Here is a 13,002-nt window from a genome sequence, read left to right on the forward strand (position 1 = left end):
CGGCACGCAAAATGACCCCTTATCCATGGATAAGGGGCCTTTGTTTATGCCAATTCCTCTTTCAATCGCTCAGGCAATTGATCAAGATCCTCAATTTTCCCTAGAAACTTATTAGGGTCCACTTGTAAAATCATCTTGTTCTCTCTCTCAACGACGCCGAAGAAATATTCAGATGCTTTTGTGTTCATATGAAATGGCTTGATCTCACTTAGCTCGATATCAATGATATCTTTTGCATCAGAAACAAGGCAGCCAATCATTTGATCGTTTAATTCAAATAGTAGAACCTTAGACTGTTCGGTTACATCCAGAGGTTTTCCGTGCAGCATGACACCTGTGTCACTGACTGGAATGACCTCTCCTCTTAACGACATGAGTCCTTTAATCTCTTTTGGAAGGTTCGATACTTCTTGTAAATAAGGGACCTTCTCAATCGAGCGTATATGCTCTACGCTGATACCAAAATCCTCTTGTCCCACTTGGAAAATAATGATCTTTTGCGTGCTCACAGAGTCTCCTGCCTTTACGATGGATTTGTCGTTTCTTCGATAATGGCGAGAACCATTTCAGCTGTCTTGACTAATTCTTCAATCGGCATTTTCTCATTTTTCGTATGAATATCTTCATATCCAACAGCTAGGTTGACAGTTGGGATGCCATTTCCAGCAATGACGTTTGCATCACTGCCTCCCCCGCTTGTCTGTAGTTCTGAAGGGCGGCCAATTTTCGCAGCCGCTTTTTTCGCCACTTCAACGACTTGATCGCCGTGTGAGAATTTAAAGCCTGGATACATGATGTCAATTTGTACATCGGCACTTCCGCCCATTTCTTTAGCGGTTTTTTCAAAGGCTTCTTTCATTTTTGCTACTTGTGCTTCCATTTTTGCCGGTTCTAAAGAACGCGCCTCTGCCAGAATATCCACTTGATCACAGACAATATTCGTTTGTGTTCCACCTTCAAAACGGCCGATATTCGCCGTTGTTTCTTCATCAATACGGCCAAGCGGCATGCTGGCGATCGCTTTTGATGCAATCGTAATCGCAGAAACGCCTTTTTCTGGTGCCACACCTGCGTGAGCTGTTTTTCCGTAAATGGTTGCACGTACTTTCGCCTGTGTTGGCGCAGCCACGATGATGGTACCGACCTTGCCATCTGAATCAAGCGCATAACCATATTTTGCTGTCATCAGTTTCGGATCTAACGCTTTTGCTCCTACAAGTCCTGATTCTTCACCAGCTGTAATGACAAATTCAATCTTGCCATGCGGTACATTTTTCTCTTTTAGGACACGGATCGCTTCAAACATTGCAGCAAGCCCTGTTTTATCGTCAGCACCAAGAATGGTTGTGCCATCTGTCTTGACATAGCCGTCTTCAATGACTGGCTTAACACCATTACCTGGTACAACTGTATCCATATGAGAAGTAAAATAAATCGTATCTGCCTCTTGATTCCCTTCAAGTGTGCAAATAAGGTTGCCTGCTCCGTGGCCGGTTGTCTCTTTTGAATCATCTTCAACTACATTAAGCCCTAAACCAGTAAATTTCTCTTTTAGGACTTCAACAATTTTTTCTTCATGTTTCGTTTCTGAATCGATTTGAACAAGTTCTAAAAATTCGTCTAATAAGCGTTTCTCATTGATCATGATGATGTTCCTCCTCTTATAGCGGCATGTTTCCATGCTTTTTTAACGGTCTATCTTCTTCCTTACTGCGAAGCAGGTCAAATGAGCGAATGAGCCGCTCTCTCGTTTCATCTGGCATTAAAATATCGTCGATTAATCCTAATTGTGCTGCCTTGATGACACTAGGTTCATTGTCCACCTCACGCAAAGCAGGATGAACAATTTCGTCTGCAAACGATTTTCCCATGACATCAATTTCTGCCTCTGGCCATGCATATACAAAGTCAGCACCTAATCCCTTACTATTCATCGCAACGTATGCGCCGCCAAACGCCTTTCTCAAAATCACAGTGATTTTTGGAACAGTCGCCTCAGCATACGCATACAGAAGCTTTGCGCCGTGGCGGATAATGCCTGCATGCTCAGCTTTCTCACCTGGCAAAAAACCAGGAACGTCCACAAGGGTTAAAATGGGAATGTGAAATGCATCGCAAAATCGAATAAACCGAGCCGCTTTATCAGCAGCATCGAGGTCAAGGCTTCCTGCCAGCACCTTAGGCTGATTGGCTACAAGACCAATGGAAGACCCTTGTAATCTGGCAAAACCTGTGACGATATTTTTGGAGAAACAACGCTGCGTTTCAAAAAATGAGCCGTGGTCGGTGATCGCTGTCACCACTTGTTTGACATCATAAGTGCGTGATGGCTCCTTTGGCAAGATGTTCCCAAGATCGCTCGCATCATGCTTTTGCACCTTACGATGAATGACAGGCCGTCGTTTCGTTGGTATGTACGTTAAAAGCGTTCGAACTGCTTTTAACACGTCTCTCTCATCTTTCCCTGTATAGTGCACATTCCCGCTTGTTTGATGCTGAACTGCTGCACCTCCAAGCCGGTCAGGACAGACCGTCTCTCCTGTTGCTTTTTCTATCACTTTCGGACCAGTTAAAAACATATGAGCTGTTTGCTCCGTCATGAATACAAAATCCGTCAATGCAGGTGAATAAACTGCACCTCCCGCACAGGAGCCTAAAATAACGGATATTTGCGGAATTTGACCAGAGTACAGCACATTCCGTTTAAAAATCTGACCATATCCCTCTAATGATACCACACCCTCTTGAATTCTCGCACCACCTGAGTCTTTTAGACCGATAACAGGCATTTGATTTTTAGCCGCCAAATCCATTAAAGCCGCTATTTTTTTCGCATGCATGTCCCCTAGTGAACCCCCGTACACGGTCGCATCTTGTGCATAAACGCCTACTTGTTTCCCATGAATCAGTCCCGTCCCAGTGACAACGCCATCCCCTAAATGCTCTGAGCGGGAGCCTTTAGCAAATGACTGGATTTCCATAAAGCTGCCTTCATCAAGAAGTTCATGAAGCCGCTGACGAACAGTCAGCTTTCCTTTGTTTCGGTGAGCCGCTGCTCGTTTTTCACCGCCACCCCTTAAAGCTTTCTCGCGCCATTCAGACAAGTCATTGAACGATTCATGCATCTTCCTGTTTCTCTCCTTTCAATGGCGCACACAATTCAAATAGCACACCTGACGTTTCTTTTGGTGAAATAAACGCGATGCGCTTTCCGTTCGCACCATTTTGTGCGTCCTTTTGAATGAGCTGCATGCCGAGCTCGTCAAGTTGACTGAGATCAGCCTGAATGTCACCTGACTTTAATGCAATATGATGAAGCCCCTCTCCTCTTTTTGTTAAGAAGGTATGTAATGTGCTGTGATTTGATATCGGTTCAATCAACTCAATGTGCAGATCACCTAGGGAAGCAAAAGATACTTTGACCCCTTGATTTGGAAGTACTTCTATGTCTGAAAATTCCCAGTTAAACAGCCTGGAGAACGTACGTGCTGTTTTTTGAATTGAAAAAACGGCAATGGCTATATGATCGATTTGATTCATCCGTTCACTTCCTTTGTACATCACTTGTCGCCTGCGTAAAAACGAGCTAGAATAAAGAAAGGTGCGCTCGTCGCAAAAACATTTGATTATAGGGGTGCGATATGTCTCAGAAATTCATGAAATTTATGGTATTGCTCATGATTAGCTTACTGTTAATTTCTTCACTTTTAGCAGGAGCGGCAGCCTTTTTATAAAGTGTTGATAAAAAAGCAGACAAGCAGGTGATTCGTTTTTTAACGAATGGCCTGTTTGTCTTTGGCCAGTTTTTCAAATGCATCGCTTGATGTCGTGATCCATACCTTTGTACCAACTGGAAGCTGATCAAATAGCCGTTCTACATCTTGATTATGAAGACGTACACAGCCCGCCGTAATAAATTTCCCTATCGATGTCTCATCACTTGTTCCATGAATGCCATAGGTTCTCCCGTCGGTTCCTCGCGCATCAAATCCAATCCACCTTCGGCCGAGTGGGTTATTCTTCGCGCCGCCTTCAATATTTTTTCTTCTGTAATAAGGATCTTTCGCTTTGATCATAATCGTAAATTCACCTTCTGGCGTTAAATCAGCTGTTTTGCCAGTAGAAGCCGGGTAGACTTTTTGAATTTTCCCATGATCAATATACGCAAGCTCGTTTGTTTGTTTATTAATAATGACATACGGGTCTCCTGGAAGCGGGTTTTGCCCAAGCGGCCAGATGGGTGAAAGGGACATGGTCAGCACAGTATAAAATAAAAGACGCATAGGCTCCTCCTTTTTCATTAGATTGACCAATGAAGGAGGAACTCATGCGTCTTTATTCTTTCATCCCTTTAAAATAACTTTTCAGCACCAAATATTGTTCCATTTCCCCGAGAAAATGAAAGAGTGCGGCTCTAGCTTCAAATTCTTCACGTGTTTGCGGAAGCGGCAGTGCATCAAACTCTTCTTTCATATCAATCAGGCGTCTTAAGAACTTATGCGCCGTGTTCCCTGGGTGAATATGTTCTCGTAAATCTCTAATATATTCTGCAATGATTTGCCCATGCTCCGTTGTAACAGAAATGGACGTAATTTTCGGAAGCACACGCTCAATGATTTCAAATTGCTTTTGTCTCATGTTGAAATAATGATAATACAGATTTTCATGTCTTAAGACATGGTTTTCAACATCACGGTATGCAAGAGCCTTCGCTTCTTTAATCAATTGATGCGTCTCTGGAATTTCTTTTCCTGTCCAGTCTTGTTTTCCGGTCATTAAATATTGCTCGATTTCTTCAAAGATTTTCGCAAAATTCGCTTCAATTTGTTCACTGTATTGTTTCAGCTTTTTATCAACGCTAGGCATATACAGGTTCATAATGAGTGCGACCCCTACACCAATGGTGATGAGTAAAAGCTCATTCCAGATGAGATGAAGCGTAATGCCTCCAGACATATACAAATGAAGGATAATCACTGAACTTGTGACAATCCCTTCTTTAATCCGAAGCAAGACCGTTGTTGGAATAAAGACGAGCAGCATCAGTCCAATGACAAAAGGATGATACCCAATCAGATCAAAAAATAAATAAGAAAATAAGATGGCAAGACTGCATGCGGCAAAGCGGGCCCCAGATGCGAGGAGTGACCTTTTTTTCGTCACCTGAATACAAAGAATCGTAATAATGCCGGCAGCTGAATAGTTTTGCAGACCGAGCATTTGTGCAATGTAAATGGCTAGAGCTGTTCCTAATGCTGTTTTCAGCGTTCGGTAGCCGATTTTAAACATGATGTGATTCACTCTTTTCTGTCTACTTTTGTGAAATGATGAACTTTTTTTACTTTCCCCATTATAATCAAAAAAAGAAGGAGATGTTAAGTCTCCTCCTCGTTTTTTTCATTATAATATTTTTTGTAAGAAATCTTGAGCACGCTGTGAAGACGGAGATTCAAAGAATTCTACAGGATTGGCATCCTCTACAATTTTCCCATCATCCATAAAGATCACACGGTCTGCCACTTCTTTTGCAAAGCCCATTTCATGTGTGACGATCATCAGCGTCATCCCAGATTGAGCGAGCTCTTTCATGACCTCTAATACTTCCTTTACCATTTCTGGATCAAGAGCAGACGTCGGCTCGTCAAAAAGCATGATGTCTGGTGTCATCGCAAGGGCACGTGCAATGGCGACACGCTGCTTTTGACCACCTGACAGCCGGTTCGGATAATCATCTTTTTTCTCTAAAAGTCCTACCTTTTTTAAAAGATCCTCTGCCTGCTTGATGCTGTCTTCCTTCGATTGGTTCTTTACATTCATTGGCGCATACGTAATATTTTCTAGCACTGTTTTGTGCGGGAATAAGTGAAAATGTTGAAACACCATACCAATATTCTCGCGCACTTTTAGTGCATTTGTTTTTGGATTGGTAATTTCCGTCCCCTGAATCGTAATCACTCCAGAAGTCGGTTTTTCAAGTAAGTTAATACAGCGAAGAAATGTTGATTTTCCTGAACCAGACGGCCCGATGACAGCTACCACTTCGCCTTCTTTAATCGTGGTATCAATCCCTTTCAACACTTCATTTTTACCGAAAGATTTTGTGAGTTTCTCTATTTTAATCATTTGATTTTAACTTCCTTTCCACCGATTTGCCGACGAAGGTAAGAATAAGCACGATGACATAATAGATGAGACCCGCAAAAATAAGCGGTTCAAGATAGTTATAGGTGACGGCACCTGCTTGATAAGCTCGTCTCATGACATCGCCCAGTCCAATGACTGTGACAATCGCTGATTCTTTTGTCAGTGTAATCGTTTCGTTCACAAGTGCTGGTGAAATATTTTTGAATGCTTGCGGAAGCAATAAGTCCTTCATCATTTTAGCATACGGGATACCTAAAGCAACGGCCGCTTCTTTTTGCCCTTTATCAATGGCATTGATTCCTGCACGAATGATCTCAGAAACGTACGCCGCCGAGTTTAGTGAAAATGCTGCTACAGCTGCCCAGTATTGATCAATTTGAAAGCCGAGCAGCTGGGGAAGACCAAAATAAATAATCAAAAGCTGAAGCACAAGCGGTGTGCCTCGGAAGATTGACGTATAAAAATCTGCTAGCCAGATAAGCGGCTTAAATACACTAATTTTACAGAGCGTTAATAAGATTCCTAAAATAAAACCAAGGAACAGTGATACCACAACAATAGAAAGCGTTACTTTAAGACCTTCTAAAATAAAGGGCATCTGAGGTATGACATCTTTAAAATCCATCATGATATTCTCCTTTTTTTCCTTCAGATAAAATCAAAGAATAAAACAGGAAAAAAGTTCAACACATGTTGAACTTTTCAGCGCTTTCTACTTGATTTTCATGAATGACGCTGATCCTTTTCCTGACTTACTTTTCATCAGCAAACCATTTTTTAATGAGTTTATCAAGTTCGCCATTATCCTTCATTTCTTTTAATGATTTATTGAATTTCGCTGTTAAGTCGCTATTTTTTTTGAATGCAATGGCTGAACCTTCGTTTGAGCTATTCAATCCAAACGCTTGGAAATCTTTTTCCTTTTTCAAGTAGCCAGCCGCTACTTTATCTTCAATAATGGCTGCATCAAAACGGCCTGCCTTAATTTCTTGAATGATATCAGAGATTTTATTACGATCTTCGACCGTTAAGTTATATTTCTTTTGCAATCCATTTGCTTCATCTTGCTGGATAGAACCTAATTGAACGCCAACCGTTTTGTCTTTTAAATCTTTCTCTGTTTTCATACCGCTAGATTTTTTTGATACAACCAAGTTTTCAGCATTGTAGTAAACATCTGAGAAATCAACTTGTTTTTTACGCTTTTCAGTAGGTGTCATACCTGCAAGCACAATATCAGCTTTATTTGTTTTAAGAGCTGACACGAGGCTTGCAAAGTCCATATCTTGAATTTCTAGCTTGTAGCCGTTCTTTTTCGCTAGAGCTGTAGCAAGGTCGACATCAAAACCGATAATTTTATCACCATCTTTTGATTCAAATGGCGGATAATCTGCTGAAGTCGCCATAATGAGTGTTTTGTCGTCTCCTGATGCGTTTGAATTATTAGAAGAAGTTCCGCATGCTGCTAATGCAGCTGCAAGACCAGCTGTCATAAGTAATAATAACCACTTTTTCATATGATAATGCCTCCTAGTATTTAAAATCATGAGTAGATTTGAATATTTATTCACTATAATGTATTTTAAACACTTTCTTTTTGATATGCAATAGTATTTTGCTAAAATTATTTTGATTCGTATGTCATATAAAACAAAAAAACAGACCGATCAAAAGACCGGACTGCCTCTAAATGATTCATTCAAAAGTAACATGTTACACTTCTTCGCAATACTCATCGAAAGCGGCTTGAAGTTTTGACACCACTTCCATCGGTTCATGTCCTTCGATTTCGTGACGTTCGACCATTTTAATGATCTTCCCGTCTTTTAATAGAGCAAATGATGGTGAAGATGGCGGGAAGCCTTCAAAGTATTCACGTGCTCTTGCGGTTGCTTCTTTGTCCTGTCCAGCAAACACTGTGAGCAATTGATCTGGACGCTTATCGTAATGAACAGAATAACCAGCCGCTGGTCTTGCAATACCGCCTGCACAGCCGCACACTGAATTCACCATAACAAGTGTCGTTCCTTTTTTCGTTAGCGCTTCATCAACTTCTTCAGCTGTTGTCAGCTCCGTATAGCCTGCCTGTTTAATTTCTTCTCGTGCTTGTTTCACGATATCATTCATAAATAAATTAAAATCAATATTCATAACCGTCCACTCCTTCTACGTACCAAACCATTTTAACTACATCATATCAAGGAAAACGCCGGCGGGCAAATGTCTTGTTTCGTCCCCTTCACTTTTTTCAAACGTCGTTTATGACCTGTGGAATTGGGGAAAAGTGATAATAAAGTGATGAAAGGGAGAACTGCGTGATGGCACAATTCAAAAAAGCGATACTCATTTATAACGGAAATGCTGGACAAAAAAACATGGAAAAAACACTAGGTCAAACAGTGCCTCTTCTTTCTTTACATATTGATGAACTCATCCTTAAGCCTACAAAACAGCCGAATGATGCCTATCATTTCTGCCGCGAGATGGATGAGTCGATTGAATTGTTGATTATACTAGGCGGAGACGGAACCGTCCATGAATGTATGAATGGAATTGGCGGTTTAGAAAAAAGGCCAGCTGTAGCGATTTTACCTGGCGGGACGTGCAATGACTTTTCTAGAACGCTAGGCATCCCGCAGCAGATGCCAAAGGCCGCTCAAATGGTGATAGATGGCACTGAAAAAAAGGTCGATTTAATCAAAGCAGATGATCGATACCTTTTAAATTTTTGGGGGATTGGTCTCATCGCAGATACCTCAAACAATATTAATGATAAAGAAAAAGCTGTCCTCGGAAAAATCAGTTACTTCACGAGCGCTCTTCGAACCCTTCAGCAGACAGAACCTTTCTATGTACGCATTGAAACGGAAGAGGAAAACTGGGAAGAAGAAGCTGTGATTGTCCTTGTCATGAATGGGCACTTTATCGGTACAAATAAAATAGATCTGCCAAATGCTTCAATTGATGATGGAAAAGCCGAAATTTTAATTTGCAGAAATACGAGTTTCTCTGCTTTAAAAGAGATTTTTTCAATGAACCGCGAAGAGCTAGAAGATTTTAAAGGTGACCTGTCTCTTATACAAGCATCCCGCATTCATATTCATACTAAAGAGGAAATGGATGCAGATACAGATGGTGAAGTATACATGACCGCTCCTTCTTCCCTTGAAGTATTAAAACAGCATTTGACCTTTATTGTTCCGGCAGAATAAAGAAAACGCCTGCATCATTTCGATGCGGGCGTTTTTTTGATATAACGTCTGTATAAATATTCAAGTGCATACCCTAGCAGTGTACCTATCAGAAGGGAAATGCCTAATAAACTATTGGCGACTCCTTTAAATCCACCTATCATCAACAAGCAATAGGCGATTTGAATGATTGAAACGATCGATATGATGAGCAGTAAGCGTTCAGGATGATTGCGTGATTTGGAAATATACCGAAGAAAAGCGAACGCAATGGCTGTGATAAACATCAGACCAATCGTAAGAAAAGCAAAAAAATCTAGTCCAGACATCTCATGGCTCCTTTCTGATTGATATGGAAATCCCCCTCTCATTGTGAGAAGGGGACATATAAATGAGCTTAATAGACGGACGTCTCTTCGTCAATGCCTTCAAGAATTTGTTTAATTCTTTGCAGGAATCTACCGCATACAAGACCATCGAGTACTCTATGATCTAATGAAAGACAAAGATTCACCATATCTCTTGCGGCAATCATACCATTTACAATCATCGGGCGCTTTACAATAGATTCTACTTGTAAAATGGCTGCTTGCGGATAGTTAATGATCCCCATTGATTGAACCGAACCAAATGATCCTGTGTTGTTCACAGTGAAAGTGCCGCCTTCCATGTCACTTTGCTTCAGTTTGCCTTGTCTGACCTTGAAAGCAAGTTCATGAATTTCTTTGGCGATTCCCTTAATCGTTTTCTCATCCGCATCTTTAATCACTGGGACAAAAAGAGCGTCATCTGTCGCAACAGCAATGGAGACATTGATCGCTTTCTTTTGAACAATTTTATCTCCAGCCCACATGCTGTTCATTTCAGGAAATTCCTTTAAGGCCTGAGCCACTGCTTTGACAAAGAATGCAAAGAACGTCAAATTAAAGCCTTCTTTTGCTTTGAATTGATCTTTTAGCTGATTTCTTCTTGTCACAAGGTTTGTCACATCCACTTCCATCATCGTCCAGGCATGTGGAATTTCATGCTTGCTTCTTAGCATGTTTGCGGCAATCGCCTGTCTAATCGGTGTGACCGGCAGTTCAACATCTCCAGGCATTGAAGAGATGGAAGGAGCCGCTTTTGCTTGTGACGGCTTTGCAGGCTCTGGTTGACCCGTACCATCACTCACAGGTGCTGCCGTTTCTTGTGCGCCTCCACTTTCGATAAGCTTCAGCAAATCTTTTCTTGTGATTCTGCCGCCAGCTCCCGTTCCTTGAACAGCCGCTAAATCAATTCCGTGCTCATCTGCTAAACGCAGGACTGCCGGAGAGTATCGTTTCTTTTGACTCTGATCCACATTTGTTTGGTCAGGTTCTGGTGCTTCATCTTGCGCAGGCGCCTCTTCTGTTTTCGCACTCTGCTGCGCACTGCCTTCTACTTCAATTTCACAAAACACTTCTCCTACTTGAAGTGTATCACCCTCTGCAGCCGCTAGTTTAGTGATTGTTCCTGTAAAGGATGACGGAACCTCTGCATTTACTTTATCTGTCATGACTTCCGCAATCGGATCGTATTTATTCACATGATCGCCAGGTGAAACGAGCCATTTGCTAATGGTTCCTTCTGTTACACTTTCACCAAGCTGAGGCATTTTCATTTGTTCAGTTGCCACTTTGAAACCCTCCTCTTTCTTAAAACGCCGCTAGTTCTCTCATTTCAGCTTCTACCTTATCCGGATTAACCATGAAGAATTTCTCCATTGTCGGTGCATAAGGCATTGCAGGGATATCAGGTCCTGCTAGACGTTTAATTGGCGCATCTAAATCAAACAAGCAGTGCTCTGAAATGATGGCCGCCACTTCACTCATGATGCTTCCTTCTTTTGTATCTTCCGTTAACAAGAGTACTTTCCCTGTTTTTGATGCCGCTTCAATAATCGCTTCTTGATCAAGCGGGTACACTGTACGTAAATCGAGAATATGAGCAGAAATTCCGTCCTTCGCAAGGCGCTCTGCTGCTTGGAGGGCAAAATGAACACAAAGGCCATATGTAATGACCGTAATGTCATCGCCTTCTCGTTTCACATCCGCTTTTCCAATAGGGAGCGTATAATCCTCTTCAGGCACTTCTCCTTTAATGAGACGGTATGCACGTTTGTGTTCAAAGAACAATACAGGATCTGGATCACGCACTGCGGCTTTTAACAACCCTTTGACATCATAAGGTGTAGAAGGCATCACAATCTTTAAGCCTGGCTGATTGGCAAAAATGGCTTCGACAGATTGTGAATGATAAAGCGCCCCGTGTACGCCGCCCCCGTAAGGAGCACGAATGACCATTGGGCAGCTCCAATCATTATTGGAACGATATCTAATTTTTGCAGCCTCTGAAATGATTTGGTTGATGGCTGGCATAATAAAATCCGCAAATTGCATCTCCGCGATCGGACGCATTCCATACATAGCAGCCCCAATACCTACACCTGCAATCGCTGATTCGGCAAGAGGTGTATCCATGACGCGCGCTTCTCCAAATTGCTCGTAAAGACCCGCTGTTGCTTTAAATACGCCGCCTTTTTTCCCGACATCCTCTCCGAGCACAAACACTTTCGGATCTCGCTCCATTTCTTCTTTCATCGCTAGTGTAATAGCGTCTATATATGACATAACAGGCATTTTTCTTCCCCCTTACTCCGCATACACGTAACGAAGTGCGCTTTCTGCATCGGCATAAGCTGCGTTTTCCGCTTCATCAGTGGCTTCGTTTACGATTTGCATGATTTCTTTGGTCATGTCTTCTTTCATTTCAGAAGTCATGACATTTCCTTCGATTAAGTACGTTTCATATTGAATGAGCGGATCTTTCTTTCTTGCTTCGAGCACTTCTTCCTTTTCTCGATAGCTAGAATCATCGTCATCACTTGAATGCGCAGTTAACCGGTAAGAAATGGTTTCGATCAATGTTGGGCCTTCGCCTCTTGCCGCACGGTCTCTCGCTTCTTTGACCGCTGCATACACTTCAAGCGGATCATTTCCATCAACCGTCACACCCGGCATTCCGTACCCTATTGCACGATCTGAAATACGCTCACATGCCACTTGTTTGTCATACGGGACAGAAATCGCATACTTATTGTTTTCACACATGAAAATAACAGGCAGCTTATGCACCGCAGCAAAGTTGGCGCCTTCGTGAAAGTCTCCTTGGTTTGAAGAGCCTTCACCGAACGTGACAAAGCTAACAAAATTCTTTTGCTCTAGACGCCCGGCAAGTGCGATGCCAACCGCATGAGGAACCTGTGTTGTCACAGGCGATGATCCAGTCACAATTCGGTTTGATCTTTGCCCAAAATGACCTGGCATCTGTCTCCCGCCTGAGTTTGGATCGTCTTTTTTCGCAAAACCAGACATCATTAAATCTTTCGCCGTCATCCCGAATGCAAGGACAACCCCCATATCACGGTAATAAGGTAAAACGTAATCCTCTTCCCTATTGAGGGCAAAAGCGGCACCGACTTGCTGCGCTTCCTGTCCTTGACAAGAGATGACGAATGGAATTTTTCCAGAACGGTTTAAAAGCCACATCCGTTCATCAATTTTTCTTGCTAAAAGCATGGTTCTATATATGTCAATCGCTTGTTCATCTGATAATCCTAATTCCTGATGACGCATGTTACTCATCATGT

16 protein-coding genes are annotated in these 13,002 nt (G+C 42.1%); 2 read left to right on the forward strand and 14 right to left on the reverse strand.

The window, feature by feature from the left end; genetic code table 11:
- Nucleotides 1–44: 44 nt before the first annotated feature.
- Genes MHB38_RS11440 through mce form a run of 4 tightly spaced genes read right to left on the reverse strand, consistent with a single transcriptional unit; the run spans nt 45 to nt 3,540 of the window.
- A complete protein-coding gene (locus MHB38_RS11440; protein WP_008342245.1) occupies nt 45–509 on the reverse strand; it encodes a chemotaxis protein CheW in 465 nt (154 codons plus the stop codon).
- Between the two features lie 14 nt (nt 510–523).
- Complete coding sequence (locus MHB38_RS11445; RefSeq protein WP_035390776.1) at nt 524–1,645, reverse strand: tripeptidase T; 1,122 nt, start codon at nt 1,643–1,645, stop codon at nt 524–526.
- A 16-nt stretch (nt 1,646–1,661) separates the two neighbouring features.
- On the reverse strand, nt 1,662–3,125 hold the full coding sequence (locus MHB38_RS11450; protein WP_017357949.1) for an acyl-CoA carboxylase subunit beta: 1,464 nt from the start codon (nt 3,123–3,125) through the stop codon (nt 1,662–1,664).
- Nucleotides 3,118–3,540, reverse strand: coding sequence for a methylmalonyl-CoA epimerase (mce, locus tag MHB38_RS11455; protein ID WP_017367566.1), 423 nt, complete (start codon nt 3,538–3,540; stop codon nt 3,118–3,120). Before mce ends, MHB38_RS11450 begins: the two co-directional genes overlap by 8 nt.
- A 101-nt stretch (nt 3,541–3,641) precedes the next feature.
- Between mce and prli42 the strand changes: the two genes are divergently transcribed.
- Nucleotides 3,642–3,734 (forward strand): stressosome-associated protein Prli42, encoded by a 93-nt coding sequence (gene prli42 / locus MHB38_RS11460; protein WP_017357951.1) that lies wholly within the window; start codon nt 3,642–3,644, stop codon nt 3,732–3,734.
- 39 nt (nt 3,735–3,773) lie between these two features.
- Here prli42 and MHB38_RS11465 read toward each other — a convergent pair whose 3' ends face one another.
- The 6 genes from MHB38_RS11465 to MHB38_RS11490 form a co-directional block, all read right to left on the reverse strand.
- Entirely contained in the window at nt 3,774–4,283 is a 510-nt protein-coding gene (locus MHB38_RS11465; RefSeq protein ID WP_008342241.1) for a L,D-transpeptidase, read from the reverse strand.
- Nucleotides 4,284–4,335: 52 nt separating this feature from the next.
- On the reverse strand, nt 4,336–5,289 hold the full coding sequence (locus MHB38_RS11470) for an aromatic acid exporter family protein (RefSeq protein ID WP_007501130.1): 954 nt from the start codon (nt 5,287–5,289) through the stop codon (nt 4,336–4,338).
- 111 nt (nt 5,290–5,400) lie between these two features.
- Entirely contained in the window at nt 5,401–6,123 is a 723-nt protein-coding gene (locus MHB38_RS11475; RefSeq protein WP_008342240.1) for an amino acid ABC transporter ATP-binding protein, read from the reverse strand.
- Nucleotides 6,116–6,769: an amino acid ABC transporter permease gene (locus MHB38_RS11480; protein WP_008342239.1), complete on the reverse strand. Its 654-nt coding sequence runs from the start codon at nt 6,767–6,769 to the stop codon at nt 6,116–6,118. Before MHB38_RS11480 ends, MHB38_RS11475 begins: the two co-directional genes overlap by 8 nt.
- A 127-nt stretch (nt 6,770–6,896) precedes the next feature.
- A complete protein-coding gene (locus MHB38_RS11485; protein WP_017357953.1) occupies nt 6,897–7,661 on the reverse strand; it encodes a transporter substrate-binding domain-containing protein in 765 nt (254 codons plus the stop codon).
- 196 nt (nt 7,662–7,857) lie between these two features.
- Nucleotides 7,858–8,295 carry a BrxA/BrxB family bacilliredoxin gene (locus tag MHB38_RS11490; protein WP_007501138.1) on the reverse strand — a complete coding sequence of 146 codons (438 nt, stop codon included), beginning with the start codon at nt 8,293–8,295 and terminating at the stop codon, nt 7,858–7,860.
- A gap of 167 nt (nt 8,296–8,462) precedes the next feature.
- On the opposite strand from MHB38_RS11490, the gene MHB38_RS11495 reads away from it, so the two are divergent.
- Nucleotides 8,463–9,356, forward strand: coding sequence for a YegS/Rv2252/BmrU family lipid kinase (locus MHB38_RS11495; protein ID WP_008342237.1), 894 nt, complete (start codon nt 8,463–8,465; stop codon nt 9,354–9,356).
- A gap of 14 nt (nt 9,357–9,370) precedes the next feature.
- Here MHB38_RS11495 and MHB38_RS11500 read toward each other — a convergent pair whose 3' ends face one another.
- The 4 genes from MHB38_RS11500 to MHB38_RS11515 form a co-directional block, all read right to left on the reverse strand.
- Complete coding sequence (locus MHB38_RS11500; RefSeq protein WP_008342236.1) at nt 9,371–9,664, reverse strand: YesK family protein; 294 nt, start codon at nt 9,662–9,664, stop codon at nt 9,371–9,373.
- A 68-nt stretch (nt 9,665–9,732) separates the two neighbouring features.
- Entirely contained in the window at nt 9,733–10,989 is a 1,257-nt protein-coding gene (locus tag MHB38_RS11505; protein WP_048003062.1) for a dihydrolipoamide acetyltransferase family protein, read from the reverse strand.
- A gap of 19 nt (nt 10,990–11,008) precedes the next feature.
- Nucleotides 11,009–11,992 carry an alpha-ketoacid dehydrogenase subunit beta gene (locus MHB38_RS11510; RefSeq protein ID WP_007501148.1) on the reverse strand — a complete coding sequence of 328 codons (984 nt, stop codon included), beginning with the start codon at nt 11,990–11,992 and terminating at the stop codon, nt 11,009–11,011.
- Nucleotides 11,993–12,004: 12 nt separating this feature from the next.
- On the reverse strand, nt 12,005–12,997 hold the full coding sequence (locus MHB38_RS11515) for a thiamine pyrophosphate-dependent dehydrogenase E1 component subunit alpha (protein ID WP_017357956.1): 993 nt from the start codon (nt 12,995–12,997) through the stop codon (nt 12,005–12,007).
- Between the last annotated feature and the right edge of the window lie 5 nt (nt 12,998–13,002).

Origin of the sequence: Bacillus sp. FSL K6-3176 (genome assembly GCF_038003325.1) — a bacterium.
Classification (GTDB): Bacteria; Bacillota; Bacilli; order Bacillales; family Bacillaceae; genus Bacillus; species Bacillus altitudinis.